Annotated in this window: 23 protein-coding genes; 16 read left to right on the top strand and 7 right to left on the bottom strand. The window is 52.8% G+C overall.

Translation table 11 applies throughout. The features are described from left to right. Positions 1-412 precede the first annotated feature (412 nt). From KFE80_13200 to KFE80_13190, 3 genes are read left to right on the top strand one after another with little or no spacing between them, the layout of a single operon-like run. Positions 413-1,624, top strand: a complete 1,212-nt coding sequence (locus tag KFE80_13200; GenBank protein ID UTW45294.1) for an iron-containing alcohol dehydrogenase — start codon at positions 413-415, stop codon at positions 1,622-1,624. Between the two features lie 13 nt (positions 1,625-1,637). Further along, positions 1,638-2,195: a TetR/AcrR family transcriptional regulator gene (locus KFE80_13195; GenBank protein ID UTW45293.1), complete on the top strand. Its 558-nt coding sequence runs from the start codon at positions 1,638-1,640 to the stop codon at positions 2,193-2,195. A gap of 34 nt (positions 2,196-2,229) precedes the next feature. Beyond that, on the top strand, positions 2,230-3,666 hold the full coding sequence (locus tag KFE80_13190; GenBank protein ID UTW45292.1) for a coniferyl aldehyde dehydrogenase: 1,437 nt from the start codon (positions 2,230-2,232) through the stop codon (positions 3,664-3,666). Positions 3,667-3,838: 172 nt separating this feature from the next. Here the strand turns inward: KFE80_13190 and KFE80_13185 are convergent, their stop codons facing one another. The 4 genes from KFE80_13185 to KFE80_13170 form a co-directional block, all read right to left on the bottom strand. Continuing rightward, positions 3,839-4,201, bottom strand: a complete 363-nt coding sequence (locus KFE80_13185) for a hypothetical protein (protein ID UTW45291.1) — start codon at positions 4,199-4,201, stop codon at positions 3,839-3,841. Between the two features lie 607 nt (positions 4,202-4,808). Then, positions 4,809-6,449, bottom strand: a complete 1,641-nt coding sequence (locus KFE80_13180; protein UTW45290.1) for a general secretion pathway protein GspF — start codon at positions 6,447-6,449, stop codon at positions 4,809-4,811. A 40-nt stretch (positions 6,450-6,489) separates the two neighbouring features. Then, a complete protein-coding gene (locus KFE80_13175) occupies positions 6,490-9,030 on the bottom strand; it encodes a LamG domain-containing protein (protein UTW45289.1) in 2,541 nt (846 codons plus the stop codon). After that, complete coding sequence (locus tag KFE80_13170) at positions 8,972-10,186, bottom strand: hypothetical protein (protein UTW45288.1); 1,215 nt, start codon at positions 10,184-10,186, stop codon at positions 8,972-8,974. The genes KFE80_13175 and KFE80_13170 overlap by 59 nt, the downstream gene beginning before the upstream one ends. Positions 10,187-10,404: 218 nt before the next feature. Here KFE80_13170 and KFE80_13165 point away from each other — a divergent pair, with 218 nt between their 5' ends. The 6 genes from KFE80_13165 to KFE80_13140 are packed head-to-tail and all read left to right on the top strand — an operon-like array spanning position 10,405 to position 16,785. Further along, positions 10,405-13,239: a hypothetical protein gene (locus tag KFE80_13165; GenBank protein ID UTW45287.1), complete on the top strand. Its 2,835-nt coding sequence runs from the start codon at positions 10,405-10,407 to the stop codon at positions 13,237-13,239. Between the two features lie 23 nt (positions 13,240-13,262). Next, positions 13,263-14,189, top strand: a complete 927-nt coding sequence (locus KFE80_13160; protein UTW45286.1) for an outer membrane beta-barrel protein — start codon at positions 13,263-13,265, stop codon at positions 14,187-14,189. Then, positions 14,159-14,827 carry an outer membrane beta-barrel domain-containing protein gene (locus KFE80_13155; protein ID UTW45285.1) on the top strand — a complete coding sequence of 223 codons (669 nt, stop codon included), beginning with the start codon at positions 14,159-14,161 and terminating at the stop codon, positions 14,825-14,827. Before KFE80_13160 ends, KFE80_13155 begins: the two co-directional genes overlap by 31 nt. Before the next feature lie 51 nt (positions 14,828-14,878). Further along, on the top strand, positions 14,879-15,370 hold the full coding sequence (locus KFE80_13150) for a TlpA family protein disulfide reductase (GenBank protein UTW45284.1): 492 nt from the start codon (positions 14,879-14,881) through the stop codon (positions 15,368-15,370). Positions 15,371-15,380: 10 nt separating this feature from the next. Then, positions 15,381-15,611 carry a DUF4266 domain-containing protein gene (locus tag KFE80_13145; protein UTW45283.1) on the top strand — a complete coding sequence of 77 codons (231 nt, stop codon included), beginning with the start codon at positions 15,381-15,383 and terminating at the stop codon, positions 15,609-15,611. Then, complete coding sequence (locus KFE80_13140; GenBank protein UTW45282.1) at positions 15,541-16,785, top strand: DUF3570 domain-containing protein; 1,245 nt, start codon at positions 15,541-15,543, stop codon at positions 16,783-16,785. The genes KFE80_13145 and KFE80_13140 overlap by 71 nt, the downstream gene beginning before the upstream one ends. A gap of 82 nt (positions 16,786-16,867) precedes the next feature. Here the strand turns inward: KFE80_13140 and KFE80_13135 are convergent, their stop codons facing one another. After that, positions 16,868-17,398, bottom strand: coding sequence for a hypothetical protein (locus KFE80_13135; GenBank protein UTW45281.1), 531 nt, complete (start codon positions 17,396-17,398; stop codon positions 16,868-16,870). Between the two features lie 57 nt (positions 17,399-17,455). After that, positions 17,456-18,124 (bottom strand): DNA-3-methyladenine glycosylase I, encoded by a 669-nt coding sequence (locus KFE80_13130; GenBank protein UTW45280.1) that lies wholly within the window; start codon positions 18,122-18,124, stop codon positions 17,456-17,458. A gap of 131 nt (positions 18,125-18,255) precedes the next feature. Here KFE80_13130 and KFE80_13125 point away from each other — a divergent pair, with 131 nt between their 5' ends. Then, entirely contained in the window at positions 18,256-20,052 is a 1,797-nt protein-coding gene (locus KFE80_13125; protein UTW45279.1) for a DUF885 domain-containing protein, read from the top strand. Positions 20,053-20,346: 294 nt separating this feature from the next. Here the strand turns inward: KFE80_13125 and KFE80_13120 are convergent, their stop codons facing one another. Next, positions 20,347-20,883: a DUF2937 family protein gene (locus KFE80_13120; GenBank protein ID UTW45278.1), complete on the bottom strand. Its 537-nt coding sequence runs from the start codon at positions 20,881-20,883 to the stop codon at positions 20,347-20,349. A gap of 105 nt (positions 20,884-20,988) precedes the next feature. Between KFE80_13120 and rsxA the strand changes: the two genes are divergently transcribed. The 6 genes from rsxA to KFE80_13090 are packed head-to-tail and all read left to right on the top strand — an operon-like array spanning position 20,989 to position 26,881. Then, the gene (rsxA, locus tag KFE80_13115) at positions 20,989-21,564 is read left to right on the top strand and encodes an electron transport complex subunit RsxA (protein UTW45277.1); all 576 of its coding nucleotides are present in this window, start codon (positions 20,989-20,991) and stop codon (positions 21,562-21,564) included. Positions 21,565-21,624: 60 nt separating this feature from the next. Continuing rightward, positions 21,625-22,188, top strand: a complete 564-nt coding sequence (gene rsxB / locus KFE80_13110; protein UTW46740.1) for an electron transport complex subunit RsxB — start codon at positions 21,625-21,627, stop codon at positions 22,186-22,188. Between the two features lie 11 nt (positions 22,189-22,199). Further along, a complete protein-coding gene (rsxC, locus tag KFE80_13105; protein ID UTW46739.1) occupies positions 22,200-24,419 on the top strand; it encodes an electron transport complex subunit RsxC in 2,220 nt (739 codons plus the stop codon). Next, on the top strand, positions 24,419-25,486 hold the full coding sequence (gene rsxD, locus KFE80_13100) for an electron transport complex subunit RsxD (protein UTW46738.1): 1,068 nt from the start codon (positions 24,419-24,421) through the stop codon (positions 25,484-25,486). Before rsxC ends, rsxD begins: the two co-directional genes overlap by 1 nt. Positions 25,487-25,493: 7 nt before the next feature. Continuing rightward, positions 25,494-26,168 carry an electron transport complex subunit RsxG gene (gene rsxG, locus KFE80_13095; protein ID UTW45276.1) on the top strand — a complete coding sequence of 225 codons (675 nt, stop codon included), beginning with the start codon at positions 25,494-25,496 and terminating at the stop codon, positions 26,166-26,168. Next, a complete protein-coding gene (locus KFE80_13090) occupies positions 26,165-26,881 on the top strand; it encodes an electron transport complex subunit E (GenBank protein UTW45275.1) in 717 nt (238 codons plus the stop codon). The genes rsxG and KFE80_13090 overlap by 4 nt, the downstream gene beginning before the upstream one ends. The last annotated feature ends 15 nt before the right edge of the window (positions 26,882-26,896 follow it).

Here is a 26,896-nt window from a genome sequence, read left to right as displayed (position 1 = left end):
TCAAGGCGACCTTTCTATTGGTTGAGAGAGGTTGTTCACACAACCCTACCTTCCCTACCCTGCAAACTAACATCACTGACGATAGCAGACTCATCCATTGGTTTGCCCGCCGCTGTGCAAACGCCTGATTTACAAAAGAGACAATCGGCTGGCTAGCACCATAAAAAGTGGTGGTGCGGAATAATCTAGTGTTCCTTCCAGGCGTTCTACCGATACCTGACACTGAATATGTCTCAACATCCGGGCAGATTTAACCCTTTGATTTCAAAATATTTTTATCCTTTAATTTACATTTTATATATTTTTTGTAACTTTTAAATTGACATAAATAAAGATTTTAGTATTATTCGAGCTATAGACAACAGCAAAGAGCGCTTACAAGGCCTCAACACAACGTTTAAAGGAATCAATGATGTCCACTGCAATCACCTATGTGCTTCGTGCATTTTCAACATTTTGGCCATCACAAAAGCCATTGGCATTTTCCGGAGTTGGATCGAGTCAGCAATTGGCAGACCTGATCATCGCCAGTGGGCAAAGCAGACCTCTACTGCTTACCGGAGGCTTTTTGCTAAAAAATGGGAAGTTGGATGAGCTGCTTAATCACTTCAAGGTAAATGGCTGTGAAGTCACCATATACGATGGTGTCACTCCCAACCCCACATACAAAGATGTGGAAGCTGGGCTTGCGTTGAGCAAAGAACACAACTGTGACAGCGTTATTGCTATTGGCGGTGGTTCTATCATTGATGTGGCAAAAGTGATTGCTGCTGCCAGTACTAATAACCGCAGCCTGGAAAAGCTGGCCGGCATCCTTAAGGTCAAAAAACCACCGCTGCCCTTCTATGTGGCTCCAACAACCTCGGGAACCGGGTCTGAAGCAACCAATACGGCCGTTATTTCGGAGCCGGAGACTCACAAAAAGAAATTTTTTGTTGACCCCAAATACATTCCCTTGGCTGTTGCTCTCGACCCAGAGCTATTGAAATCATTGCCGCCTCACATGACAGCCGCTGTGGGTATGGACACGTTGACCCATGCCATTGAGGCCTATACATCACGCAATAACTTTACTGACACTGACCGGGAGGCGGCCACTGCAATCAAGTTGTTGTTTGACTTCCTACCCTTGGCTTACACCGACGGCAACAACTTGAAAGCACGAGAAATGGTTGCCCAGGCTGCCTTGCTCGCAGGCCACGCCTTTACCAAAGCCAGCTTGGGCTATGTACACGCTATCTCACATCAGGTGAGTGCACATTATGACACCCCCCACGGTTTGACCAACGCAGTGATATTGCCAAGGGTGTTGCGATTCAATCAAACCGTTTGCGCACAGCGTTTTGCTCAGCTTGAAACGATGTTAAGTGGCCAGCAATCCACTGCCGATACGCAGATACTGGCAGACAAATTTATCGCACGGGTGGATCAGCTAGCCAAAGAAATCGGCATTCCCTCAAGTCTCACTGAACTCAAAGAAAAGGATTTTGACAAGATCACCAGTGATGCATTGAAAGAAGCTCGACAAACCTACGCAGTGCCAAAGCGCATGAAACGCAGCGACATCAAATCCATTTTGCAATCCATCGTCGATGGCCACTGTGATTTGTCATTTGCGCAATAGGAATGAGGCACCAATGGCTAGTACAGCAAAAAACGAGGAGTTAATGGCAAAAGCCATACTGACCACATTTGCTCAGTATGGCTTCCAGAAAACTTCGATGGAAGATATCGCTCGCTCTGCTGGCTTATCCAGACAGTCGATATACAAAAAGTTTGGATCGAAAGAACAATGCTACAAGCGAGTGATTAATGTGTACCTGGCCGCCATGTACAGGGAAATCTTTACCGTATTAAGCAATGGCCACCAAGACCCGTTGTCCACACTACTTAAAGTTTTTGACATTTCCACGGGAGAAGCCATCGATATTGTCAGCCACTCCCACGGTACTGCGGTGATGGACAATGTGCTGAATGAAACCTGGAAATCAGAGGAAGACTGGCCATTACGCTATCGAGCACGGCTTGCGGAGTTCCTTGAATACCATTGCTATGCCTCGAACGCTAACGCAGACGGCATAGCCTTCACACTGATATGTGCCGCAAAAGGCCTCTTACTGGAAGAATCATCAAGAGAAAAACTTCTCGAACAGATGACATTAATTATTGAAAGCCTTTCCAAAGGCAAAAACTGAATTCAACTTACATTTGATTTTGAAGGAAAAGGCCATGAACGCCATTGCAAGCACCGTTTTACAACAAGATAGCGCTGTTCAAGAGGAACAGCTTCAGGCGCAATTTAATAGCATTAAATCCGCTTACAACAACGCACCTTATCTCAGTTATGAGCAACGCAGAGACATATTGCTAAAACTCAAGAAATCGCTGATAGACAACGAACAACTCATCTATGACGCCGTCAAACAAGATTATGGTTATCGCAGTGAATTTGACTCGCTAATTGCCGATGTATTACCCAGTGTGGCAGGTATCAATTACGCGCTGAAAAATCTGAAAAAATGGATGAAGCCGTCAAAGCGGCATGCGGGCCTAATGTTGGCCCCATCCAAGGTTCGTGTACATTACCAGCCACTGGGTGTTGTTGGCGTCATCACTCCCTGGAACTTCCCTTTCTTCCTGGCCCTGGGGCCAGCTGTACAAGCTCTCGCTGCAGGGAACCGGGTTATGATTAAAATGAGTGAATTCACTCCCAATGCCAATAAAGCGTTGCGCAAGGTAGTGGACGTTATCTCCGAGCATGTCGTTATTATTGAAGGCGAAGCTGGCATTGGCGCCGCCTTCTCAGCATTACCCTTCGACCATTTGATATTTACGGGCTCAACCAACGTTGGAAAGCTGGTCGCCAAAGCCGCTGCTGACAACCTTACGCCAATCACTCTGGAAATGGGCGGTAAGTCCCCAACAATTATCGATAACGACATCAGCATGGACACTGCTGTGGATGCCATCAGCATCGGCAAGTCGACCAACTCTGGGCAAATTTGTGTATCTCCGGATTACGTATTCGTTCCCGAGCACAGAAAGCAGGAATTTGTAGAGACATTCAAAAAACGTTACGCGGAGTATCACCTTTCTGGCGACAACAAAAATACCCAAACACATATTGTGACTGACCGGCAATTTACACGTCTGAAAGGATTTTTGGACGACGCCAAAGAGAAAGGTGCGGACATTCACCCTGTTAAGGAATACAAAGACGGTGATGGCAGGCTGATCTACCCACACATCGTAACTAACGTCAGCCAAGATATGCGGGTTATGGAGGAGGAAATTTTTGGTTCTATACTGCCGGTCAAAACCTATCAGGACGTTGGTGAAGTGATTGACTATATCAACGCGCGCCCACGCCCGTTGGCACTGTATATCATGTCCAAAAACAACGCGCTGATTGATCGCATTTTGAAAAATACCCACAGTGGCGGTGTTGCCATCAACGATACAGCCATGCACGTAGCTGCTGACGATGCCCCCTTTGGCGGTGTCGGCCCATCAGGCATGGGGCACTATCACGGCCATGAAGGTTTTTTGACATTTTCGAAAGCAAAGACAGTCTTGTACTCCAAAGCATCCCTGCCCAAAAACCGATTTATTCTCAAGAATCGAGATTTGGTATTTAAGGTATTGCGTTCATTGCTGTTGAAGTAATAGGGCATATATTACGGTAGATCCGTAACGAAACCCTAAACCCGTCATTGCGAGAAACATAGTGACGCGGCAATCTAGTGATTTCACTTCAAAGACACTGGATCGCCGCGCTACGCTCGTGATGATGAACTTCGATAAGAGAAACATCAAAAATCTGGTAGATTACGCTTTGCTAATCCACCCTACGAACAGACTGAAACAAATCGTATCTCTTGTGTATAGCCACAGGAATCCAAACAGCTAATATAGGGTGAAACACCACATACCAATACTCCTGAACAAATTCAGATACAGCTAAAAAGGGTATCAAATATTCTACCTGTTCTTGTTCCGCTAACTGAGGAAGGATTTTGATAAAAAAGAGTGAAAAAGGCGCAGTAGCAACTATTAGCAGTATTTCAATGAAACAATAAACCCCGAAGCAAGCTGCAAGAAAAAATAGCTTGTTCTCAATTTTTTTGTAAAAAATATAGAAGAAAATAAACAGCGTTGTGATAACAAGAACAACTGCCAAGATATATTCAAGTAGTCCCACAAACCAAATCCTTTATCAGGCGGTATAAAACAACACATGAGCCATATGACACAACAAAGCTAAGTCCACCGGCAAGACCCAGGTAAATAATTAATTTGGTACTGATGCTATCGAATGGCACATGCGGCCATTTCAAAAGAACAGCAAAACAACCAAATAGAAAAAAACCGTAGAAAAAGAATCGAAAGACAATCATTTAGCTCTCCCTGCTCAGCGGGCAATACTAACCGAAAGACCAAAAATTACAACTAAGCCACTCTGAATCACGCCATTGCTGGTAAGTCAGGTATTCATTGTAATTTCATATACATGGGCTCCCGCATTCGGCGAAGTGACGCAGGCAGAAAGTATCACGTAATTTAGTCGAAGGTCGATTGAAAAGCTGTATTAAGAACTGCGAAGGCAAGTGACCTCGGCATCACTTTCCGTGACCGTCGCCAGCAGGGATGCTGGCGTCGAGCCTCCAGGGAAGGATTTACAGCGTGTCACGGGAAGAGATACCGAGGTCGCAGATCACATACCAAAAGACGTTCAAAAGAGCTACTAGCCGCGTCGCTTTCTTTACAAGAATACTTCTCGCAATAATGGAAATGAAACGACCGAGCGATCAAATCGTCCCATTCACAATTGGCTGGAACGCGGTCAGTGAATCCATTAACGCAGAATTACCCAAGCCATTCGCCGGGAACAGATTGGCAAAATTACCCTGCTCACCGTGCAGCGCCATATAGTTCAGGATCACGGTTTCTACCAGCAAATTCACATTGTTGGCCGCAGGTGTAGCAGCGGTTTCTACAGAGGCATCGTTGCGCATAAAGCCAATTTGCTGGTGGCGGGCCTGCTCTTCTGGAGTGGCACCCAGTAGCTGCGGGCGGCCATTGGGGTTGTACACCATAAAGAAAGAAGACGCGGTAGACTGGTTATCGCCCGTCCACTCTCCTTTACCGCGACCATCCACGGAATTGTCGATACGGCCATTACTGGCCACTGAGCCGTCGCTCATAACGTACATCATCAGCGGTGTGTTGGTACGCGCGGCGTATTCCAGACAGGCACCCATGCAACGGCCAGCGCGCAGATCGCGAATTTCGCCGGTGGCGCGCTCGCCGGTGTGGTAGTCATAGCCGCCCATGGTAATGGTGCCGGCACCGGCAAAGCCGTCGATCACCATTTTCATCACTGACGCGGTTTTGCGGAATTCGCCTTCGCCATCAAATTCGGCGGTGGAGAAAATACCGCCATTGTCGCTAACGATAATCGGGTTGGGCGCATTGCGATCATCCGGATTCAGAGTATTCGGGTCACCAAAACGCTCTGCCAGATCCGCACTGCTCAGGTAGCCGCACTCAATCAAATCCTTGATCACCGCATCGTTGGTCAAACGGGTATTCACTGCGCCCAGTTTGGCGTTGCTGAGTCGATAGACGGATTCCATCACCGCCACTGCATCGGATTGATTCAACAAGCCAACCAGATCACCAATATCTACCATACCGGTGACATCCGTGGGGCGATCCACTTTGGTGGGGCGAATGGTGGGGTCGATCATGGCCATGGGCGCCATCGAGTTGCCTCCGGAGTCGCTGCTGCGAGAGCCGATCAAACTCAGGATAGAGCCTTCAGCACCAGCGGTAGCAATGCCGTACATGGGGTTGTGGGGGTTGTTGCCGGTGTCGTTTTCCGAACGCGCGGGAATAATGGCGCCGTTGATATTGGCTGCGGTTCCCGGCGACAGTTTTTCCAGAATGCCGCGCAAAAACGAACTGTCGCTGTGAAATGCCAAACCCAGGGTGGTATCCGTATGGTCGCCATTACTGGTGCCGGTTTCCGACGAGCCGGCACCGTTTACTTCCGCCACGCCGGGAATCATATCGCCGGGCAAACCCAGCTTGGAATAACCCGCGGTGCTGAGAAAATCCATCTGCCCGCCCTGGCCACCGATTAATACGTTGGAACCGGCAACATTCACACCGCCGGCCAAATCAAAGCAGATAAAGGGGATTTTTCCTGCTCCCAGGCCAGAAGAACAACCAGCGTCAGCCATGGCATCGATCAAATCCTGAGAAAGAGCATGAGCCTTACGAGGGCTGGCAAATAAACTCAATACCGAGCCACCCAGTACGGTACCCGCACCGGCACAGAAACCTTGGGCGAGAAAGTCACGGCGGGTAACCGGCCGTGAATGGTCTGCGTGGAACAAAGGCTCATTCAGGCCATGGGCTCTCGGGCTTTGTTTTTTAATAATCATTTTCTTATTCCGCTCTTTATTCTGCTCAGTTTTGACTCTATCACTGGATTAACATAGTGGCACTGGCCAGTACCGCGGCACAGGTGGCTTTTACCACAGTGCTGGTATCGGTAGCCGGGTTGGCAGTCATAGTGCCGATCAGGTTATTGAGTTCAGTACGCATCGCTGCATCATCCGGCTGACTGCTCAGATTGGTGCCCACAATATTGTTCAACAGCGGCGTGATAATCAGATCCCTTTCGCCCTGAGTATCAAACGCTGTGGCGGCACTGGCAGCAAAGTTAAAGCTATTGAAATAACTGGTGCGCAGGCTGGTGTCCTCCACCAGGGCATTGCAGTACTCAATAGCCAGCTGGGTAACACCCATCTGGTGAGCAGACAAAAACCCGTTAATGCTTTCCACCGTCGGCAACTGCTGGCGCACAGTATTAAAGGTGTTTTGCACATCGGTCTGAGTAGCACTGACCCCGGTGGCCGCCGCCATAGTGGCGTTGATCTCGTCGAAGGTTCGCAGGCCAATATCCGATTGAGGGTCAAGATCTGCTGGCGTTGCCGGTGTTGGCGGAACCGGCTCCAATACCACATTGGTATTGCTGCCAATACGCTCGAAGGTGAGGAAAAACTCGTCGGATTCCGGGCCTTTTTCCAGTGCGACAATGGTGCCGCGATCAGACATTACCTGGCCGCTGGCGCTATAGTCATTGGCGTTAAGGGTGATGTCCAGGTTCTGGTACGCCTGCCCTACTGGCGCCTCGCGACCATTGATGCCAATACGCATACCCTGCACCGGAATATTGTCCGGCGTGGCCGTGCTATCCAGGCTGATAAAGTAAGGCGCATTAAACAGGTAGCTGTAACTGTCGAATTGACTGACTTCCACCACGATATAAGCGTCGGGCACAGACACTAGGTCGCTGACACTAAACAGCAGCAGGTATTTGGCACCTACTCCGGCGTCAAAGTTATCTTGAATCTGCTCATCGGTGAGCACCCGATTGTGAATCGCCACCAGGCGGAATACCCCTTGCCACAAGCGCTGATTGGAAACTTCATTGCCCAGCACAAAAGCAAAGGTGTCGTCCCAGTCACTGAGGTTACCGCCACCGACACTGTCCAGGTCGCCGGTGTATTCGCCGTTTACATAAATGCGACGGCCATTCACTGGATCGTAATTCACCACCACATGCTGCAAGGTCGCTTGCAGGCGTTCGTCTGCATCCGCTGTAGACAGGGCTGGTTCGCCGTTGCCATCAGTCGTGCTGCTGCGGTTGAGGAAGTCATAGTTATACAGTGTCTGCCCCAAGGTAAAGTTGCGGATGTTGTTGCCACCGGAGTAGCTGACAATACCCGCCGGGCCATCCTGGGTGACGTTACCCGGTGCCACCCAAGCCTCGATACTGTACTCACCGGTTCCAGAGCTACCGGCAATCAAGTTATGCAATTTAGCGCTGGCAGCGGTTGTTGCTTGCGCTTTGCCGTCGTTAATGCGAATACCGAAACCACCCACCCATTCCACGTTGCCGCTGATGGTCAGATCCATGGCCGGGTCGACACCACTGGTATCAAAGGCGGTAAAGCCGCTGCCAGTTTTGAATTCGTACTTGGCAATGGCGTTGCTCTCGTGGCGGCCACCGGTATTGGCCAGCACACCGTCGAACAGGGTCAACGCTTTACTGATCACCAGCTGAGGATCGACGGTGGTAAGGGGAATGCCATCGGCAAATGCGGTAATGGCATTTTCCATTTCAGTGGCATTACTTGAGCAATCGTCCCAGCAGTTGTGGAATTCGTTGCGCAAGCGAACCACCAACCGTGAGCGAGCCGGATCGTCCAAATCGATTCTGCTCTGTACCGCAGCGTAAGCCACGTCCACATCCGCAGCGGCAAAATAAGGCTGCTGGGGAGTACCCGCGTCGTCGCTGTGGCAATTGGAGCAATACTGAGTCAGCAGCGGGTAAACGGTGCTGCCAAAGTCAGCGCTATCGGCAGGAAAAGTTTTACTGTCACCCACGTCTCTGATAGCAGGTGCAGTCAGGGAAATCACCGAACCGCTGCCACCCACACTGTCGTTGGCCCAGTCTTCGATATAGCCCTGAATAATATCGGCACAGGCCTGGTCACTGGCCAACCAGCAGTTGTGACCACCGGCCACCTGGGTAACCAGTACAGAGTTGGCCGGGTTATTTAAATCCACAACCGCGTTAGCGGCGTTGTAGGCCGTGTTGATATCGTCGGTGCGTACAAAGGCCGGGGACTGCAAGCTGTCGCCGTGACACTGACCACAGCGGTTATCTTCAACCAGGTTATCCCAAACATGAATTCGGAAGCTTTGTACATCCGCTGTTTGTGGCGCCGGCCCGTTATAGACCACGCCGCCAACATTGCCACCACCACCGGGGTTGGGGTTAGGCAGTGCAGTGGTAGGTGAGCCACTGCCACCGCTACAGGCGGTCAACAACAATACAGCCGCAGGCAGTACAGTGGCTTTAAGGAGTCGAGTAATCTGCAAATTGGTCACTGTCTTACTCCCCCTTACAGTACAGAGCCACTTCCGCCCACACTCGCTTGAGATTGTGGCCATTGGCAATAAATGAATTAGTGATGGTCGTTACCTGGCCGCGGTCGTTGCTATCACCGGGTTCACGTAAGCAGACCGATCGGAATACTTTGGTTACTTGATATTCGGCAAAGGCGCGACTGTGGGCCAGTTCCATACCCAGTGACTTGGCACCATTGCCACTGCCTGTGAGCGTACTGTCCCAGCCCAACAGGCTGTTGACGCCCGCTCGCCAGTAGTTGTCCCAACCGTCATCAGGGGTGATGTAACCGAACGGGAAGTTGTTACTGTTAATATGGTATTTGCCCACCACCCGGGTGCCGGTATCCGGGTCTGTCTGGCCAGCACTGTTGTAGACCAGTTGGCCATTGATACCGGTGGGGTCGTTGTTGGCATCGTAGCTAAAATTGTAATAGGCAAATGCCTGAGCCAGTGGGTCCATACCACTGTGGCAAGACACACAGTTATTGAGAAAGATACGGCTGTCACCACCAGGGCTACGGGACACATCCTGGCGGATACGATCTGGCGAACGACTGGTATCCTGTAATTGCTCCAGATCCCGCCCCAAGTGATTGAGCAAGGTAAAACGCAACATTGCCCGATTGGTGCCCGCAATAAAGAATGCCTGAGCACCTGCGCGGGTGGTCATTACTCCGGCAGTCGCTTCACTGGGTAGTCCATTGACCGATGATTGCGTGCGCTGCACCAACTCTGCCTGCAAGTCGATGCCCTGGTTTTCCAATGCTTCATAGTGATTATTGTTGCCATTGGCGTAGGCGGGTAACCCCAGGCTGGGATTGCCGATATAAATGATGTCGCCGTACAGCACCTGGCGGAAATCCAATTCGTCTCGCACCAGACCGATAACGGTGGCAGTGTAATCGTTAAGCGCAACAAACTGACTCTGGTCCCTGTTGGTCCAGCTGGCAGCAAAATTTTTCAGGCTCACCCGATAAAACTCCGGGTTTGCCGTGGCCATTAACGCAGCATCAATATCATTGTCGGGGTTGGCATCCGCCAACAGCGCTTCCATATTTGCGAGCACCTGATCAGAAGGTGGCACACCGGCAATACGGTCGTGAATACGCTTTGCCTGCTCGCGAGGCCCGGCAAAAACAGCGGTGCTGACAAGAGCAAGGCTGAGCAGGCTGATGGTGAGGAGTGGCTTTTTATTCATTTGCCTCGCCTTAATAGTTGTGTCGTGGCTGGGTTATTCGTTATTTACTGTTTATATTTGTATTTATTGATTGGCATACTATTCCCACCACCCATTGGGAAATACCGCTGCGTTATCCCCCAACTTGAGACCTCTTTCTCAGTTCCGCACAAAAACCCTGCCCACTGCCATTCATCCGCACCAACAACCACTAATTCGTGACAGAGCGCACGGCATTAATGCCGCTGGCAACGAAAAATAGCCCACACAAAAAATATAAAACCAGAAATACAAAACTGTTGTACCCCATCGAGGAGCCAATCGACGTGACAAGCCACTCCGCGCTTAGCCTTTCTTTTTTGCAAAGAGTTTTTCTAAAAAAAGCTTTTTTGAAAAAAAGTTGCGCAGCCATCAGTTCACTATTACTGGTAGCGTGTAGCGGTGGTGGCGAAGGTGGCTCTGGCGCCGGGCTGGGCAGCGGTCAAAGCCCGGATCCGGTGGTGCTGGATATACCCATTTTTTTCGTACAACGCCCTTTACCGGTAGATGACAATGGCAACCGTGAAGCAGACGATGTGCTCGAGCCCGCAGCTTTCCGTCCCGGCGCCGAGCTGGTGATTCGCGATCGCGCTTCACCAAGTTCACCGCAGCGGGTGATTACCGCTGAAGTGTTTGCCGAAGACGAGCTCTACGATGTCAAAGACCTGGAACCTTCCTTTGATGGCGAACGCTTGCTGTTTTCCATGCGCGCCCCGGAAATACCCAACGCCGATGACGACGAACAGCCCACCTGGAATATCTGGGAATACGACCTGACAACGAATACCCTGCGGCGCATTATCGAATCCGACACCAACGCCCGCGCTGGCCAGGATATTGCGCCTCACTACCTGGCAGATGGTCGCATCGTATTTTCCTCTACCCGCCAACGCCAGGCACGCTCCATTTTGCTGGACGAAGGCAAACCTCAGTACTCTGGCCTCACTGAAGACCGCGATACCGAAGCGTTTGTGCTTCACGTGATGGAAAGTGACGGCAGCAATATTCGCCAGGTTTCCTATAACCAGAGTCACGACCTGGATCCCACCGTATTAAGCACCGGCGAAGTGATGTTCAGCCGTTGGGACAACGCCGCAGGCAACAACAGCATCAGCCTGTACAAGATGAATCCCGACGGTCGCCAGCTGGATTTTGTCTATGGCTTTCACAGCCAAGATACCGGCACCAACAACAGCGAAGGTCGCTTCTTGCACCCTCGCGAACTCCCCAATGGCCAAGTGCTGGTATCGCTACGCCCCACGCAAAGCGACCGTTTGGGGGGTGATATGGTGGCGGTGAATTTTGCCGGATTTACCGAAATTGGTCAGTCAGAGCTGTCCAATCCCGCAGCGCCCAACAGTGGTGAAGGCCAACAATCCCTGGCGTTTGCGGAAGTGTTTACCGACGGCACACCCTCCCCTCATGGCCACTTCAGTTCGATATTTCCCTTGCTCGACGGCACCGATCGTCTGCTGGTAAGCTGGGCACAGTGCCGCCTGATTGACCCGGCTGACGGCACCACCATTATTCCCTGCACCGATGCCAACCTGGCCCTGCCCAACGTACAAGAGGCAGCACCTCTGTACGGCATCTGGAGCTACAACCTGACGGACCAATCCCAGCAGCCGATCGTCAATGGTATTGAAGACATCATGTTTACCGAAGTCGTCGCCATGCAGCCACGCAGCCTGCCCGCCAACATTGAAGATGGCGTACCCGGCGTCACTCTGGATAACGACTTGCTCAGCGAAAATGTCGGTGTGCTGCATATTCGCAGTGTTTACGACCTGGATGGTACCGACACCACCGCCAATGGCATTGCTGCAACCGCAGACCCTCTACAGGCCGACTTTGCCACTCGCTCTGCGCGCTTTTTGCGGGTGGTAAAAGCAGTACCCATGCCGGACGAAGACATACTGGACTTTGACAACACCGCATTTGGCCGCAGCCAAAACCAATTGATGCGGGAAGTGCTGGGTTACACACCCATCCAGCCAGACGGCTCTGTGCAGGTAAAAATTCCCGCCAATGTACCTTTTATGGTGTCAGTACTGGACGCCGACGGCAGACGCATCAGTAACCAGCCCATTGGTGGCCGTCACAACAACTGGCTGCAACTGCGCCCCGGCGAAGAGCGTGAATGCAGCGGCTGTCACAGCCGCACCAGTGAGCTGCCTCACGGCCGCCCTAATGGCGAAGCGCCGAGCATTAACACCGGTGCTATGGTGACCGGCGTAGCCTTCCCCAACACCACCAGCACTCTGTTTCCCGATGCCGGCGAAACCATGGCGCAAACCCTGGGACGCATTAACGGTGTTAGCGAACTGACTGTGGATTTGATATTTAGTGATGTGTGGAGCGACGCCAATATCAGCACGCCTGACCCGGATATCCAATATCAGTACGCCGACCTGGCCACGCCTCACCCCACCTCATTGGCGTGCCAGACCAACTGGACCAGCAACTGCCGCATCGTGGTCAATTACCCGGTACACATTCAGCCACTGTGGGATCGCGACCGCCAGATTTTTGATACCGACGGCATCACTTTGTTGCAGGACAATACCTGCACCAGCTGCCACAATATTGTCGACGACAACAATATGCCCATGGAGCCGTTGGGACAGCTCAATTTGGCGGGTACTCCTTCGACCGATGAACCGGATCACCTCACTTCCTACCGGGAGCTGCTGTTCCCGGACAACGAACAATTTCTTGATATTGACACCAACACTCTGCAAGACGTGATGGTTCAGCGCACCGATGCCAATGGCAACCTGCTGTTTTTGCTGGATGCCGACGGCAACCAGGTATTGGATGCCAATGGCGACCCAATTCCCATTCTCGACCCGGTGACCGTGCCCGCCAGCCTGTCCGTAAACGGTGCCTTGGCAAGCCCGCGACTTTTCTCGCGCTTTGCCACTGGCGGCAGCCACGAGGGCTATCTGGACGACGCTGAACTCAAGTTACTGTCGGAATGGATCGATATTGGTGGGCAGTACTACAACAACCCGTTTGATGTACCGCAAAACTAGAACAACAAAAAATGATAATAAAAATGGCCAATAATTTTTGGCGCACACTGCAAAGTTTTTTTGCGCAACCGGTCTCCCCCGCAGCTGGTTTGGTGCCCGTAGTCACAAACGTAGAGTCCCCCTCCTCTTCGCGTTTGTGTTGGGTACCTTTCCGGCTGCATTCTTTAACAAAGTGGAGCACGCGACTGCCAGTTCTATTTCAAGCACTGCTAGCGAGCATTCTGCTCATTGCCCTGCCAAACAACCCGGCCTTTGCTGACAAGGCTCCGCTGATCGCTACCGTCGCAGACCCCTATCTGGAAATGCATTCCGGCCCTGGTCGCGGTTACCCAATTTTTCATGTGGTGGAAAAAGGCGAAACCGTAGAAACCCTGAAAAGCCGCACTGACTGGTTCAAGGTTCGGGTTCAAAAAGGTATCGACGGTCGTGAACGGGTGGGCTGGGTACACCGCAGCCAGATGGGGCGAACCCTGTCTCCCAATGGCGAGCAGTTGGGATTGCAGCACGCCGGTTTCGATGACTTCAAAAACAGCCGTTGGGAAATGGGAATTTCTGCCGGCGATTTCGAAGGCGCATCATCCCTTAATGGCAATCTGGGTTATCGCATTACAGAAAACATTACCACCGAACTGCGCCTTACTCACGCCATTGGTAATTTTTCCGACAACACTCTGGCCAGCATTAATATTCAGAACCAGCCATTCCCGCAGTGGCGGGTATCGCCATATTTCAGTTTGGGGGCCGGTGTGATTCGCACCCAACCCAACGCCACTTTGGTGCAGGTGGAAGATCGCACCGACAGCACTCTTAACGTGGGCATTGGCGCCAGAGCCTACATCACACGAAACATGGTATTGCGAGCGGAGTATCGCAATCACGTCATCCTGACCAGCCGCGACCAAAACGAGGAGGTAAAAGAATGGACACTCGGAATCAGCATCTTTTATTAAAAACCATTGCCGCAGTGTTCTGCCTGACACTACTGCCTATAACGGCAGACGCTCAGGAACAGAGCGACGATGAACGCGGCCTCGACCAAATTGTGTTGCCGGACCTGGAAAGGCGCACCATTAAAGAATCTGACATCGACAGCGAAAACTTTGAAATCGGTGGCTTTGCCGGTTTTATGAACGTGGAAGACTTTGGCACCAACCCGGTATACGGGATTCGCGCTGCCTACCACGCCACTGAGGACTTTTTCCTGGAGGCGACTCTCGGCACTACAGAGCTGGGCACCACCAGTTTTGAAGATTTGAGTGGCAATGTTCAAATTCTGCCAGACGATCAGCGCGACTTGACCTATTACAACTTATCGGTGGGCTACAACCTGTTTCCCGGTGAGGTATTTTTGGGCAAAGGCCGTGCTTTCAATACCAATCTGTACCTGATTGCCGGTGCCGGCAACACCGACTTTGCCGACAGCAGCCACTTTACCTACAACTTAGGTGTGGGCTATCGCTTTTACGCCACTGACTGGCTCAGCGCGCACCTGGATATGCGCAACCACGTATTTAACAGTGATTTGTTGGGGGAAGACAAAACCCTCAACAACCTGGAATTTACCCTCGGCTTTACCGCGTTTTTTTAAAAACGCCGTCATCCCGCGTAAGCGGTAATGACAAAAATCAGGAGAATAACAATGGATAAATTAGCCAAAATTTTTATCAGTGCCATTATCAGCCTCGGTGTTATTGCCACTACCGTGAACGCCGCAGATGAAGCACCGGACTTTACCCTCAAAAGCCACGGTGGCGACAACCTGCGTTTGGCTGAACAACGGGGCAATGTGGTGATGCTGAATTTCTGGGCGTCCTGGTGTGGCCCCTGCAAACAAGAAATGCCGTTGTTGGATGAACTGTACCAACGCTATTCCCGCGCCGGGTTCACCATTCTCGGTGTCAATGTAGAGCGAGATACTGAAGACGCACTGCAAGTACTCAATGACATTCCAGTTACTTTTCCCATTCTGTTCGATACCGAAAGCATTGTGAGCAAAGCCTACGACGTCAGCGCCATGCCCACTACCGTGATGATCGACCGGGACGGCAATATTCGTCACCTGCACAAGGGCTACAAACCCGGCTACGAAGACGAATACCGCAAACAAATTAAACAACTGATCCGGGAATAACGGAGGCGCCATGAAACTGATTAAGCGCACAGTATTAACAGCTACAGTCCTGCTCACCCTCAGCGGTTGCAGCAGCATCGAACCCTGGGTAAAGCCGTACGAACGCCACTATCTGGCGTCAGACATTATGCAATTCGATCGCGACCCAGTGGCCTCTGGTTACCTGCATCATGTATTCCAGTCGCGCGAAGGCGCGCGAGGTGCAGAAGGTGGTTCGGGAGGCGGCTGTGGGTGTAACTGATTTTTGGTCGCGAAACGCACGCCTGACTACCCGATCAGCGCTCGGTACTTTATTTTTCGCGCTGTTCTCGCTCAGTGCCACCGCGGCCACTCTGCCGGATGACCGCCTGGATATTCTCTACCACGGCTACAAAGGTGGTGGCGCCACCATTGATGGACCATCGGTATTGGTGCGAAAAACCTTTGCCGACAAAGTATCGGTGCGAGCCAACTACTACACGGATTTTGTCAGCAGTGCCTCTATTGATGTGATTGCCACCGCCAGCGCCTACGAAGAGGAACGCAACGAATTCAGTGTGGGCATGGACTACCTGCACAATAAAACCACCATGAGCCTCAACGTCACCTCCAGTAGCGAGAACGATTACGAAGCACAAACCGTGGGTTTTTCCATCAGCCAGGATTTTTTTGGCGACCTGAGCACACTGGCACTGAGCTACGCTGTCGGCAGCGACACCGTGCGCCGCCGCGATGATGACGTCTTTGAAGATGAGATTGACCGCCAGCAATTCAGCCTTACATTCACTCAGATTCTTACCCAAAAACTGGTGGCCAGCCTGGCGGTGGAAAGTATTGTGGATGAGGGTTTTTTGAATAACCCCTACCGGCAGTACCGCTTTGTTGATGCCAGTGAGCCCCTGGGCTTTGGCTACGCACTGGAACTGTATCCACGCACTCGCAACAGTGACGCTGTGGCCTTACGCAGCCTTTATTACTTACCCTGGCACGCATCGCTAAAAGGCGAATACCGCCGTTTTGCCGACAGCTGGGGCATTGAAGCGGATAGTGTGGAATTTGGCTATACCCACCCTTGGAAACACGGCCTCACCTTTGAAGCCAAACTGCGCCACTACAAACAGGACGATGCCGACTTTTACAGCGATATTTTTGCCTTCGAGGGCGCACAAAACTTTCTTGCCCGAGACAAAGAGCTCAGTACATTTACCTCTAACACCATCGGTATTGGTGTCAGCTATGAAATCCCAAATAAACTCTGGGGATTAGCAAAGAAAAGTACGGTGAATCTGTTTTGGGATCGAATTGCATTCGACTACGATAATTTTCGAGACGTGACTGTACATAACACCAACCCTGGAGCGTTTGCCGTGGGTAGTGAGCCCCTCTACAGCTTTGACGCAGACGTTATCCGCCTGTTTTTATCCGTGTGGTACTGATTCAGCTGCTGGCTTCTTGCTACGGGCAACGGGCAGCACTACCCAGCCTGCTCGCAGCCAGCAGCCCGATGCTCGACACTTTTTATATGGAATCCGGTGGTGGCGCTGGCTGTTGTTGACCACCTGGGCCTGGAAACACCAATTCACCACTGCTAAAGCTGCTGCCAAAGGTTTCATGAGCCGAAGCCACCTGGCGCAATGCCGATGCCAGTTGCTGTTCGGTTAGAGGCGACAGCGGGTGAATAAAGGCGGCGTAAATGGTGCCATCATCACCAATGGCATAGCGCGCATCTAATACCGAATGAAAATTGGCCGCCATGGCCTGCACCACCATTTGCGGCTCCACGTTAGAGATATGCGCAATGGGGCTGATAATCCGCATACGATCCGCATTGGCATCACTGACCACCAGCATTTCGACATCGTTAAAACGAAACTCCCCCGCATTGCCCACCAGCTTTACATCGTCACCATAGTGCTCAATCAGATCGTTCAGCTGCTTTTGAGTCATCCCCGGAGGCGCGACTTCATGGTTATCATCGTCCACCTGCCCCCATGCACTGCCCACGGCAAAAATCATTGCCAGCAGCAAAAGCACTGTTTTGAATTGCATGTCCTTTTTCTCCGTATGATTGATCGACAGGTTTCAGACAACAGCAAGCGGAATTCATTACACGGTGTAAGCCAGTATTTTGCTGATATGCGCCAATGGCCGACCGCTTTGTTGCTGCAACTCATTAAACACCTGCTGAACCCGAACAAGATCCCGCTTTGATGACGGGCTGATGCGATCAATCAAGCCGTGATTTATCAGTGCCGATTTCACATCGCCAGTGAGCATGAAGGTGTCCACACCCATATTGCGCAAAAAACCAGGGCCACTGTTACCACCCAACCGCGACCCTTGTTTTTTCAGCGTCAACCAAAGATCGACAATACGGTCTGATGGCCACTCCGCCAACCAGGCACCCACGCTGCCATGCTTGCGGGCGATATCGAGCACGAAGGTAGCGTTTTCTCGCACAGTTTTAATCTTCTGAAAATTGCGCACGATACGTTCGTCTTTACCCAGTTGCTCCAGTTTTTCATCCGAGTAGTGGGCAATAACCAGTGGGTGAAAGTGATCAAAAGCGGCTTCGAAGCCGGGCCATTTGTTATTGATCACCCGCCACACAAAGCCCGCCCGAAACACACAGCGAGTCATCATCGACAGATAGCGATCATCCGGTATTTCACGCAATTGCGTATCCGTCAACACTTGCGGTAACTGCTCCAGCAGTTGCGGCTCACCACCGAGCTTTTTGGCTGCGGCGCAATACAGGGTTTCAAAGCGGGTCATGAGTAGTTGAGTTCCATCAAAAAAGGAGTGGTTACTGTAGCTGCGGGGCCAACCAAACGGCAAATTCTGTTATTCTTGATGCCCGACTCGTCATCAAATTTCGCCCAAAGACCTTTCACAAGGACACTTCCATGAAACTGCTGCCTGCCGCTTCGCTACTTTCCGCCACTCTGTTGATGGTCGCCTGTGGCGATTCATCCACCAATGACCCAGAGCTGGCCTCCCAAAGTGTCAATCAGCTGCTGGATGAACAATACAACACCCGCTTGCAACTCAGCCCTATCGAGCTGACGGTACTGGGTAGCAAAGATCGCTACCACGAGTGGGATGACATCTCTGGCAAGGGCGAAGAGCGCTTGCATTCACTGCATTTGCAACACCTCAATGAGCTGAATGCGATAGCAGCAGACAACCTGTACCCACAAGCCAAACTCAGCCTGGAACTGGCCAAAGCGGAACTGCAACGCAACATAGAGGGCTACCGCTGGCGCCATCACGATTACCCACTAACCCAAATGTGGGGTATTCATACCACCTTGCCAGATGTGCTGATCAACCAGCACAGCATCAGCAATGAGGAAGATGCCGAAGCCTATATTTCGCGACTCGGGCGCACCCAGACCCTGTTCGACCAGATGGTACAACAGCTGCGTACCCGCCAGGCCAAAGGCGTGATGCCGCCGGCTTTTGTGCTCGAACAGGTGGTGCAATCCAGCCTGAATGTGATTTCCGGCGCACCCTTTGATGACGGCTCAGACAGCCCTCTGCTGGCAGACTTTCGCACTAAAGTTAACGCTCTGGATATCGATACCGCCCGTAAAGAGGAATTGATTGAGCGCGCAAGCACCACCCTGAAAAATGTCACTTACCGCGCCTACTCCAAACTGATTGCCTTTGTGGGGGCCATGCAACGCAGTGCCGACGAGCGCACAGGCATTTGGAAACTACCCCAGGGAGATGAGTACTACGCTTACCTTCTCAAGCTATACACCACAACGGATATGACTGCGGACGAAATCCACGAACTTGGGCTCGCGGAAGTGAAGCGCATCCACGGGGAGATGGATCAGATTCGCCAAAAAGTGGGGTTCGATGGGGATTTGAAAGCATTTTTTGATTTCTTCCGCACCGATGACCAGTTCTTCTACCCCGATACAGAAGAAGGCCGGGCGCAGTTCCTGAAGCGCAGTGTGGATGCCATCAATGCCATGAAAGCACGCTTGAGCGAACAGTTTGGCATTTTGCCCAAAGCCGATGTGGTGGTGAAAGCCGTAGAGCCTTTCCGTGAGGCCACTGCAGGTATTGCTTTTTACCAGCAGCCGTCTCTGGATGGCTCCCGCCCTGGCATCTATTACACCAACCTGTACGACATGCGTGCCATGCCCAACTATCAGATCGATGCTGTGGCGTTTCATGAAGCCGTGCCGGGCCATCACATGCAAATTGCCATCGCCCAAGAGCTCGACGGCATTCCCGAATTCCGCAAGCAGGGCCGTTACACCGCTTATGTGGAAGGCTGGGCGCTGTACACAGAATTACTGGCAAAGGAAATGGGCTTTTATGAAGACCCTTACTCCGACTTTGGCCGCCTGACCCTGGAACTGATGCGCGCCATCCGGCTGGTGGTGGATACCGGCATGCACAGCAAGAAGTGGACCCGCGAGCAAGCGATCCAATGGTTCCTGGACAACGGCCCCAACCCAAAGGAAGAAGTGGTTAAAGAGATTGAGCGCTATATGGTGATCCCCGGCCAGGCCACGGCCTACAAAATTGGCATGCTCAAAATTCTCGAACTGCGAGAAAATGCCAAAGCGCAACTGGGCGATAAATTCGATATTCGCGGCTTCCACGACCTGATACTAAGCAGCGGCCCCCTGCCTCTGCCAATGCTGGAACAACAGGTGAATGCCTGGGTAGCGGAACAGTAACCAGCGCCAGCTTAGGGCCTGTTCACACTAATTGAATCGCCACTGTTGTGACTAAAAAAGCGTCAATCAAGGCGCGAGTCGTGTGGTTTGGTCACTCCAAATGAGCGACGAGCAACACCGAGTGACGCTTTTTTAGCCGCAACCCGAAGGGCTGGGGCCCCTGGTTTAGAAACAGGAAGTCCGTCCAGCTGCGTTATCAGTCGCTTATGTAGAATGACTACACAGCACTCCTTCTGCCTTGCTGGGCAAAAAAATAGCTCCCAGCAGCGATGATTCAATTAGTGTGAACAGGCCCTAGTGGGTGTGCCGCTGCCGGGTCTGAGGGATGGGCCGGTAGCGGCGTCGAAACGGCAATTTAATCAGCAGCAACAGCAACTCATACAACATAGCCGCCAACACCCCGGCACCCAATCCGCAAATCGCCGCATTGGCGTTTAGTGGCACGTTGGGGGAGTAATTGCGCTGAGTATCTGAAATCAGCTCCCGATCGCCATGCAGTGCCACAAATTTCAGTTGTTGCCAAAAGCCGGCTTGTAAGCTGCTGCGTTCCAAACGAAATCGTTGTAAACGCTGGTGGCTGTTGCGAATGGCCTCAGCACCCCATTGAAACGAGGGGTTATTTTCAGAATCGTATAAGTCGATTAGCGCTTCGATTGAGCCATCGTGAAACTCATCCGCCGCCTCTTGATACTTGCTGAAGTTGGTCTCTACTTCCACCAAATGAGCATCTACTCGTTTGACGTACTGATCCACAAAATTCGGCACCTGAACCCCCAACATAACCGCCGCCATAAACATGATCATCGATAGGTAGTGGTTGAGCTTGCTCATAGTAATTCCATGGAACTTTTAGGGTTTTAAGGCAATAGACGGGAAACGCCATCATAGCCGATAATACGCCGTTGTTCAGAGCACCGGGTTCACACTGGGACACACATGCAAGAATTTGCCGTCATACTCATCAGCACCATTCTGGTGAACAATTTTGTGCTGGTGCAGTTTCTTGGCCTTTGCCCGTTTATGGGGGTATCCAATAAGCTGGAAAGCGCCATCGGCATGTCCGCAGCTACCACCTTTGTGCTGACACTGGCCTCTATCGCCAGTTACCTTGTCAATGTTGTTTTGCTGGAGCCCTTGGGTATCGAGTACCTGCGTACCATCGCCTTTATCATGGTGATCGCCGCGGTGGTGCAATTCACCCGCCTGTTTATCGAAAAAACCAGCCCGTTGTTGTACCGCACCCTGGGGGTGTTTCTGCCGCTAATCACCACCAATTGCGCAGTCCTTGGGGTAGCCTTGCAAAACACCACCAAAGCCCACAACTTTTTCCAATCCGCTCTCTATGGCTTTGGTGCGGCAGTGGGTTTTTCGGTGGTGTTGATTCTGTTTACCGCCATGCGCGAACGGTTGGCGGTGGCTGATGTGCCCGCCCCCTTTAAAGGCGCCGCCATTGCCATGATTACCGCCGGGCTGATGTCACTGGCGTTTATGGGCTTTGGGGGGCTGGTGTAAACCGTGGATCGACTCTACAACATTGTCGCCCAGGAACCGCTGCTGGCCGCTCTCTATGCGATGGTGGGGCTGGCGATTTTGTTCGGCGGCATCCTCGGCTTCGCGGCCGTACGTTACAAGGTGGAAGGCGACCCCATTGTCGACCAGATCGACGAATTGCTGCCACAAACCCAGTGCGGCCAGTGCGGCCACCCCGGCTGTCGCCCCTACGCCGAAGCCATCGCCAACGGCGAAGCCATCAACCACTGCCCCCCCGGCGGCCAGGACACCATCGACGCCCTGGCCAATCTGCTGGGGGTGGAAGCCATACCCCTGGATGCGGAACACGGCGAAGCCAGTGACATACCCACTGTCGCCTATATCCGCGAAGACGAGTGCATCGGCTGCACCAAGTGCATTCAGGCCTGTCCGGTAGACGCAATTTTGGGCGCGGCAAAACTGATGCACACCGTTATTGCCGATGAATGCACCGGCTGCGACCTGTGTGTGGAACCCTGCCCGGTGGACTGTATCGACATGATTCCGGTGGCACAAACCATCGACACCTGGAGCTGGCAGCGGCCCAACAACCTCATTGCTACTGACAAGCGCGGCCAGATGGCCACCAGTGAGGTGACCGGGTGAGCAGCGCGGATATCATTAAAATTTATGAGATTCCCGGCGGCATTCATCCCCCGGAGAACAAACAACAGTCCCTGCAAAGGGGCCTTGGCGCCCTGCCCCTGCCACAGCAATTGATCGTCCCCCTGAACCAACACAGTGGCGCCCCGGCAACACCCAGGGTAGCCGTGGGCGACAACGTTCTGAAAGGGCAAAAAATCGCCGCCGCCACTGGCCGGGTCAGCGCGACTCTACACGCCCCCACATCGGGCACTGTGACAGCCATAAGCCCGCAACCGGTTGCTCACCCATCGGGCATGACTACACCCTGCATCATCATTGCCAGTGACGGTAAGGAGCAATGGGTTGACCGCCAAGGTACAACGGATTTCGCCAGCCAGTCGCCAAAACAGCTGCTAACCACCATTCGCGAGGCAGGTATCGCCGGCATGGGCGGCGCGGGTTTCCCAACAGATATCAAGCTGTCTGCCAGTGAAAACGGCCAAACCATCGATACCTTGATAATCAACGCCACGGAATGCGAGCCGTACATCACCGCCGACCACCAATTGATGCTCAGCTACCCGCAACAAATTGTGACGGGTATCCAGATACTGGCCCATATCCTCGGCCAGCCACAGCGTATTCTGATTGGCATTGAGGACAACAAAGCGGATGCTTACGACGTCCTTGAGCCCTACTTGGCCGACACCTCGATCCAGCTGGTGGAATTTCCCACCAAATACCCGTCCGGCGGTGAAAAACAGCTGATCCAGATACTCACTGGCAAAGAATTGCCCAACGGCCGCCTGCCTGCTGACATTGGCATCGTCTGCCAAAACATCGGTACCGCACACGCGGTGTATCGGGCGGTAGTGGAAGGCACACCACTGATTTCCCGGATTACCACCGTGACCGGTGACGCCTGCCGTGAACCGCAAAATCTGGAGGTGCTGATCGGCACGCCGATTGAGCAAGTGCTGGCGCACTGCGGCTATCAATCCGAAGGCAACCAACCGGTGGTCATGGGCGGGCCGATGATGGGTTTTGCCTTGCACGACCTGACAGCCCCGGTGGTAAAAACCACCAACTGCCTGTTGGCCCCCAGCAGCACAGAAATGCCGCCGCCCCAGCCGGCGCAACCCTGCATCCGCTGTGGCATGTGCTCTGAAGCTTGCCCCGCTGGCCTGCTGCCCCAACAATTGTTGTGGTATGCCCAATCCCGCAACCATCAGCGTTTGCAAGCCCACAACCTGTTCGACTGCATTGAATGCGGCGCCTGTGCCTACGTATGCCCCAGCCACATTCCTCTGGTGCAGCACTACCGGGCAGCCAAGTCTGAATTGCGCCAGGCAGCGCGAGACAAAATCAAATCCGATCGCGCCCGGGAGCGGTTTGAATTCAACAAGCTGCGCAAGCAACAAGCGGAAGCGGAAAAAGCCGCCAAACGGGAAGCCCGCCGCCTGGCATCAGAACAAGCCAAGGCAGCCATCGCCGAACAAGGTGGCGGTGCTGCCCCGAAAAACGCTGCCAGTGATGTGGTGCAGGCCGCATTGCAAAAAGTCGCCGCCAAACAAGCCAGCCCGGAACAACAGCGGGCCAAATTGGAGCGTAGCGTCAACAGTGCTGAAAACCGCCTGCAACGGCTGGAAAGTAAGTTGGCAGCTGGCGATGACACACCACTGAGCGATGAACAAATTGCCGGGTATCAGGCGCAGATAGAAAGTGCTCGCCTGAAGCTGAGCGAAGCTCAGCAAAAATTGGCGGAGTTTGAACAAACTCAGGGGGCATCGCAGGAACAGAAAGTGATGGCCAAAGTACTGGCCTCGCCCAAGGAAACTCTGGATAAAAAAGTCGCCTCTCTGGAAAAGCGCTTGGCAGGCATCGAGGAAAAGCTGGCCAATTGCGATGACGACGACCTGCGTCAGGCTCTGGAAAACAGCGCCAACAAGTTTCGCAGCAAGCTCCAAGACGCCCGCCAGGAAATCGCTCAGCTGGGATCTGAAGACCAGCAACCGGTTTCTGACCCAGCCACGATCACTGCTGCCCAGCAAGTGGTATCGCGCAGCGCGGCCAAAGCGCCAGTAACGCCTCAGCAGCAGGTTGAGCGGCTACAGAATCGCATTGCCAAAGCAGAACAGCGGCTGACGTCCCTGACGGACCCAGTACAAGTGGACGCCCTCAACACCTCCTTGGCCAACCTCAAACAAAAACTTGCCGACGCCAAAAAGGCACTGGAAAACACACAACCATGATGCACGCATCGCAACAACAGGCCAGCTCTCCACACGCTCACACGGGCCGCAGCACCGCGCGGGTGATGCAGCTGGTGTTGCTGGCCACGGTGCCCGGCGTTGTGGCACTCACGGTATTTTTTGGCTGGGGTGTATGGATCAATCTGATACTGGCCAGTATCACCGCGCTGGCCACGGAAGCGGCGTTGCTCAAGCTACGCCACAAGCCCGTTGGCTTTTATTTAAAGGATTACAGTGCGCTGGTCACTGCGGTGCTATTAGCGTTGGCACTGCCTCCCCTCGCCCCCTGGTGGCTGGTGGTGGTAGGCACTCTGTTTGCTATTGCCATCGCCAAACAATTGTACGGTGGCCTGGGCTTCAACCCGTTTAACCCCGCTATGGTGGGCTATGTGGTGTTGCTGATCTCATTCCCGGTAGAAATGACCCGCTGGCTGAATCCAGCACCGTTGTTGGCAGAAGGTATTGACCTGCCGGGGCTCAAACAAAGCCTGGCGGTGGTATTTGCCGGAAGCCCAATTGTCGATGGTGTCAGCGGCGCGACCCCGTTGGATTTGTTCAAACACAACAGCGGCCAAATGGTGGAACAGTTTTACGCCAGTCACACCCTGTTTGACCAAGGCCGTTGGGCCGGAGTGGGCTGGGAGTGGGTAAACATCGGCTTCCTGATAGGCGGTATTTTCCTGCTGTGGCAGCGCATTTTTACCTGGCACGGCCCAGTGGCCATGCTGGTTACCCTGCTACTGATGGCCCTGCTGTTTCACGACGGCGGCAGCTCCCACAGCCTCGGCTCACCCGCCCTGCATTTGCTCAGCGGGGCGACCATGCTGGGCGCGTTTTTTATCGTTACTGATCCGGTCACATCCGCCACCAGTAATTTGGGACGGTTGATTTACGGTGCCCTGATTGGCCTGTTGGTTTACGTGATTCGCGCCTGGGGCAACTACCCGGATGCGGTGGCCTTTGCGGTACTGCTTGCGAACTTTGCGGCTCCGTTTATCGATTACTACACCCTGCCCCGCAGTTATGGCCATGAGCGCCGCCGCCGGGCCACCGAGCAGCAGGAGTAGCGCTATTATGTTTCAAGAGCGCGACTCCATTCGCAAAAACAGCCTGATTCTGGGTGCCGTTGCACTGGTAACAGGCACTTTATTGGCCACCACGTACCTGGCCACAGCGGATAAAATTGCCGACGCTCAGCGCCAGGCTGAGCAAAAAGCACTGTTGGAAATTTTGCCACTGGAGCAACACAGCAACGATTTGTTGATGGATGTTGTGCCAATTCCAAAACAACAGCGGGAAACCCTGGGGTTAGACCGAGGCGGCAATATACACATTGGTCGCGAAGCCAATGGCCAGGTAAACGCATTGATTATGCCCGCAGTGGCTAAAGACGGTTACAGTGGTGATATTCATATGATTATCGGCATCCGCGTAGACGGCACTGTGGCAGGCATTCGTATTACCGAGCACCGGGAAACCCCCGGGCTGGGTGACAAAGTGGAGCTAAAGAAAAGCGATTGGGTGTTGGCTTTCAACGGCAAATCCCTGAACGATCCAGACGCTGGCAACTGGGCAGTGAAAAAAGACGGCGGTGAATTCGACCAGTTTACCGGAGCCACTATTACCCCGAGAGCGGTGATCAATCAGGTGAAAAAAGCGCTGCAGTATTTTGAACAACATAAAGAGCAACTGCTGAAGGCCAGTCAGTCCGTCAAAGCCCTTCCCAGCAACAGCGGAGAAACCCCATGAGTGATAGCAGCAGCTACCGGGAACTGGTGGTCAACGGTTTGTGGAAAAACAACCCGGCACTGGTTCAATTGCTGGGGTTGTGCCCTCTGCTGGCGGTGACCGGTTCGGTGGTCAATGCGCTGGGGTTGGGGCTGGCCACACTGCTGGTACTGGTGGGTTCCAATGTGGTGGTCTCACTGATTCGCCATCAGGTATCCGACGCCGTGCGCTTGCCCGCGTTTGTGATGGTCATTGCCACCTTTACCACCTGTACCGAACTGCTGATGAAAGCCTACACCTTCGAGTTGTACACGGTGTTGGGCATCTTTATCCCACTGATCGTTACCAACTGCGCGATTCTGGGCCGAGCAGAAGCCTTTGCCAGCAAAAATGGTGTCTGGGCCTCAGCCCTGGATGGTTTGATGATGGGCGCTGGCTTCGCCCTGGTGTTGCTGGCCATTGGTGCACTGCGTGAACTGCTGGGCAGCGGTACTCTGTTTGCGGACATGCAGTTGTTGTTTGGCCCAACAGCTGAAAGCTGGACCATTCGCCTGCTGCCCCAGGACTACAGTTTTTTGGTGGCCATATTGCCACCGGGAGCCTTTCTGGTGACCGGTTTTTTAATTGCTTTAAAAAACGCCATCGACCAGCGTAACCAACGACGCAACGCTCTGAAACAAGGGCCCATCAAGGCGGGCAGCAAACGTATCCGCACCACAGAAGTCGCGGGTTAACGTTTTAGGGCCTGG

This window comes from bacterium SCSIO 12696 (assembly GCA_024397955.1).
Classification (GTDB): Bacteria; Pseudomonadota; Gammaproteobacteria; order Pseudomonadales; family Porticoccaceae; genus SCSIO-12696.
This window is presented reverse-complemented; position numbering and strand designations above follow the sequence as displayed.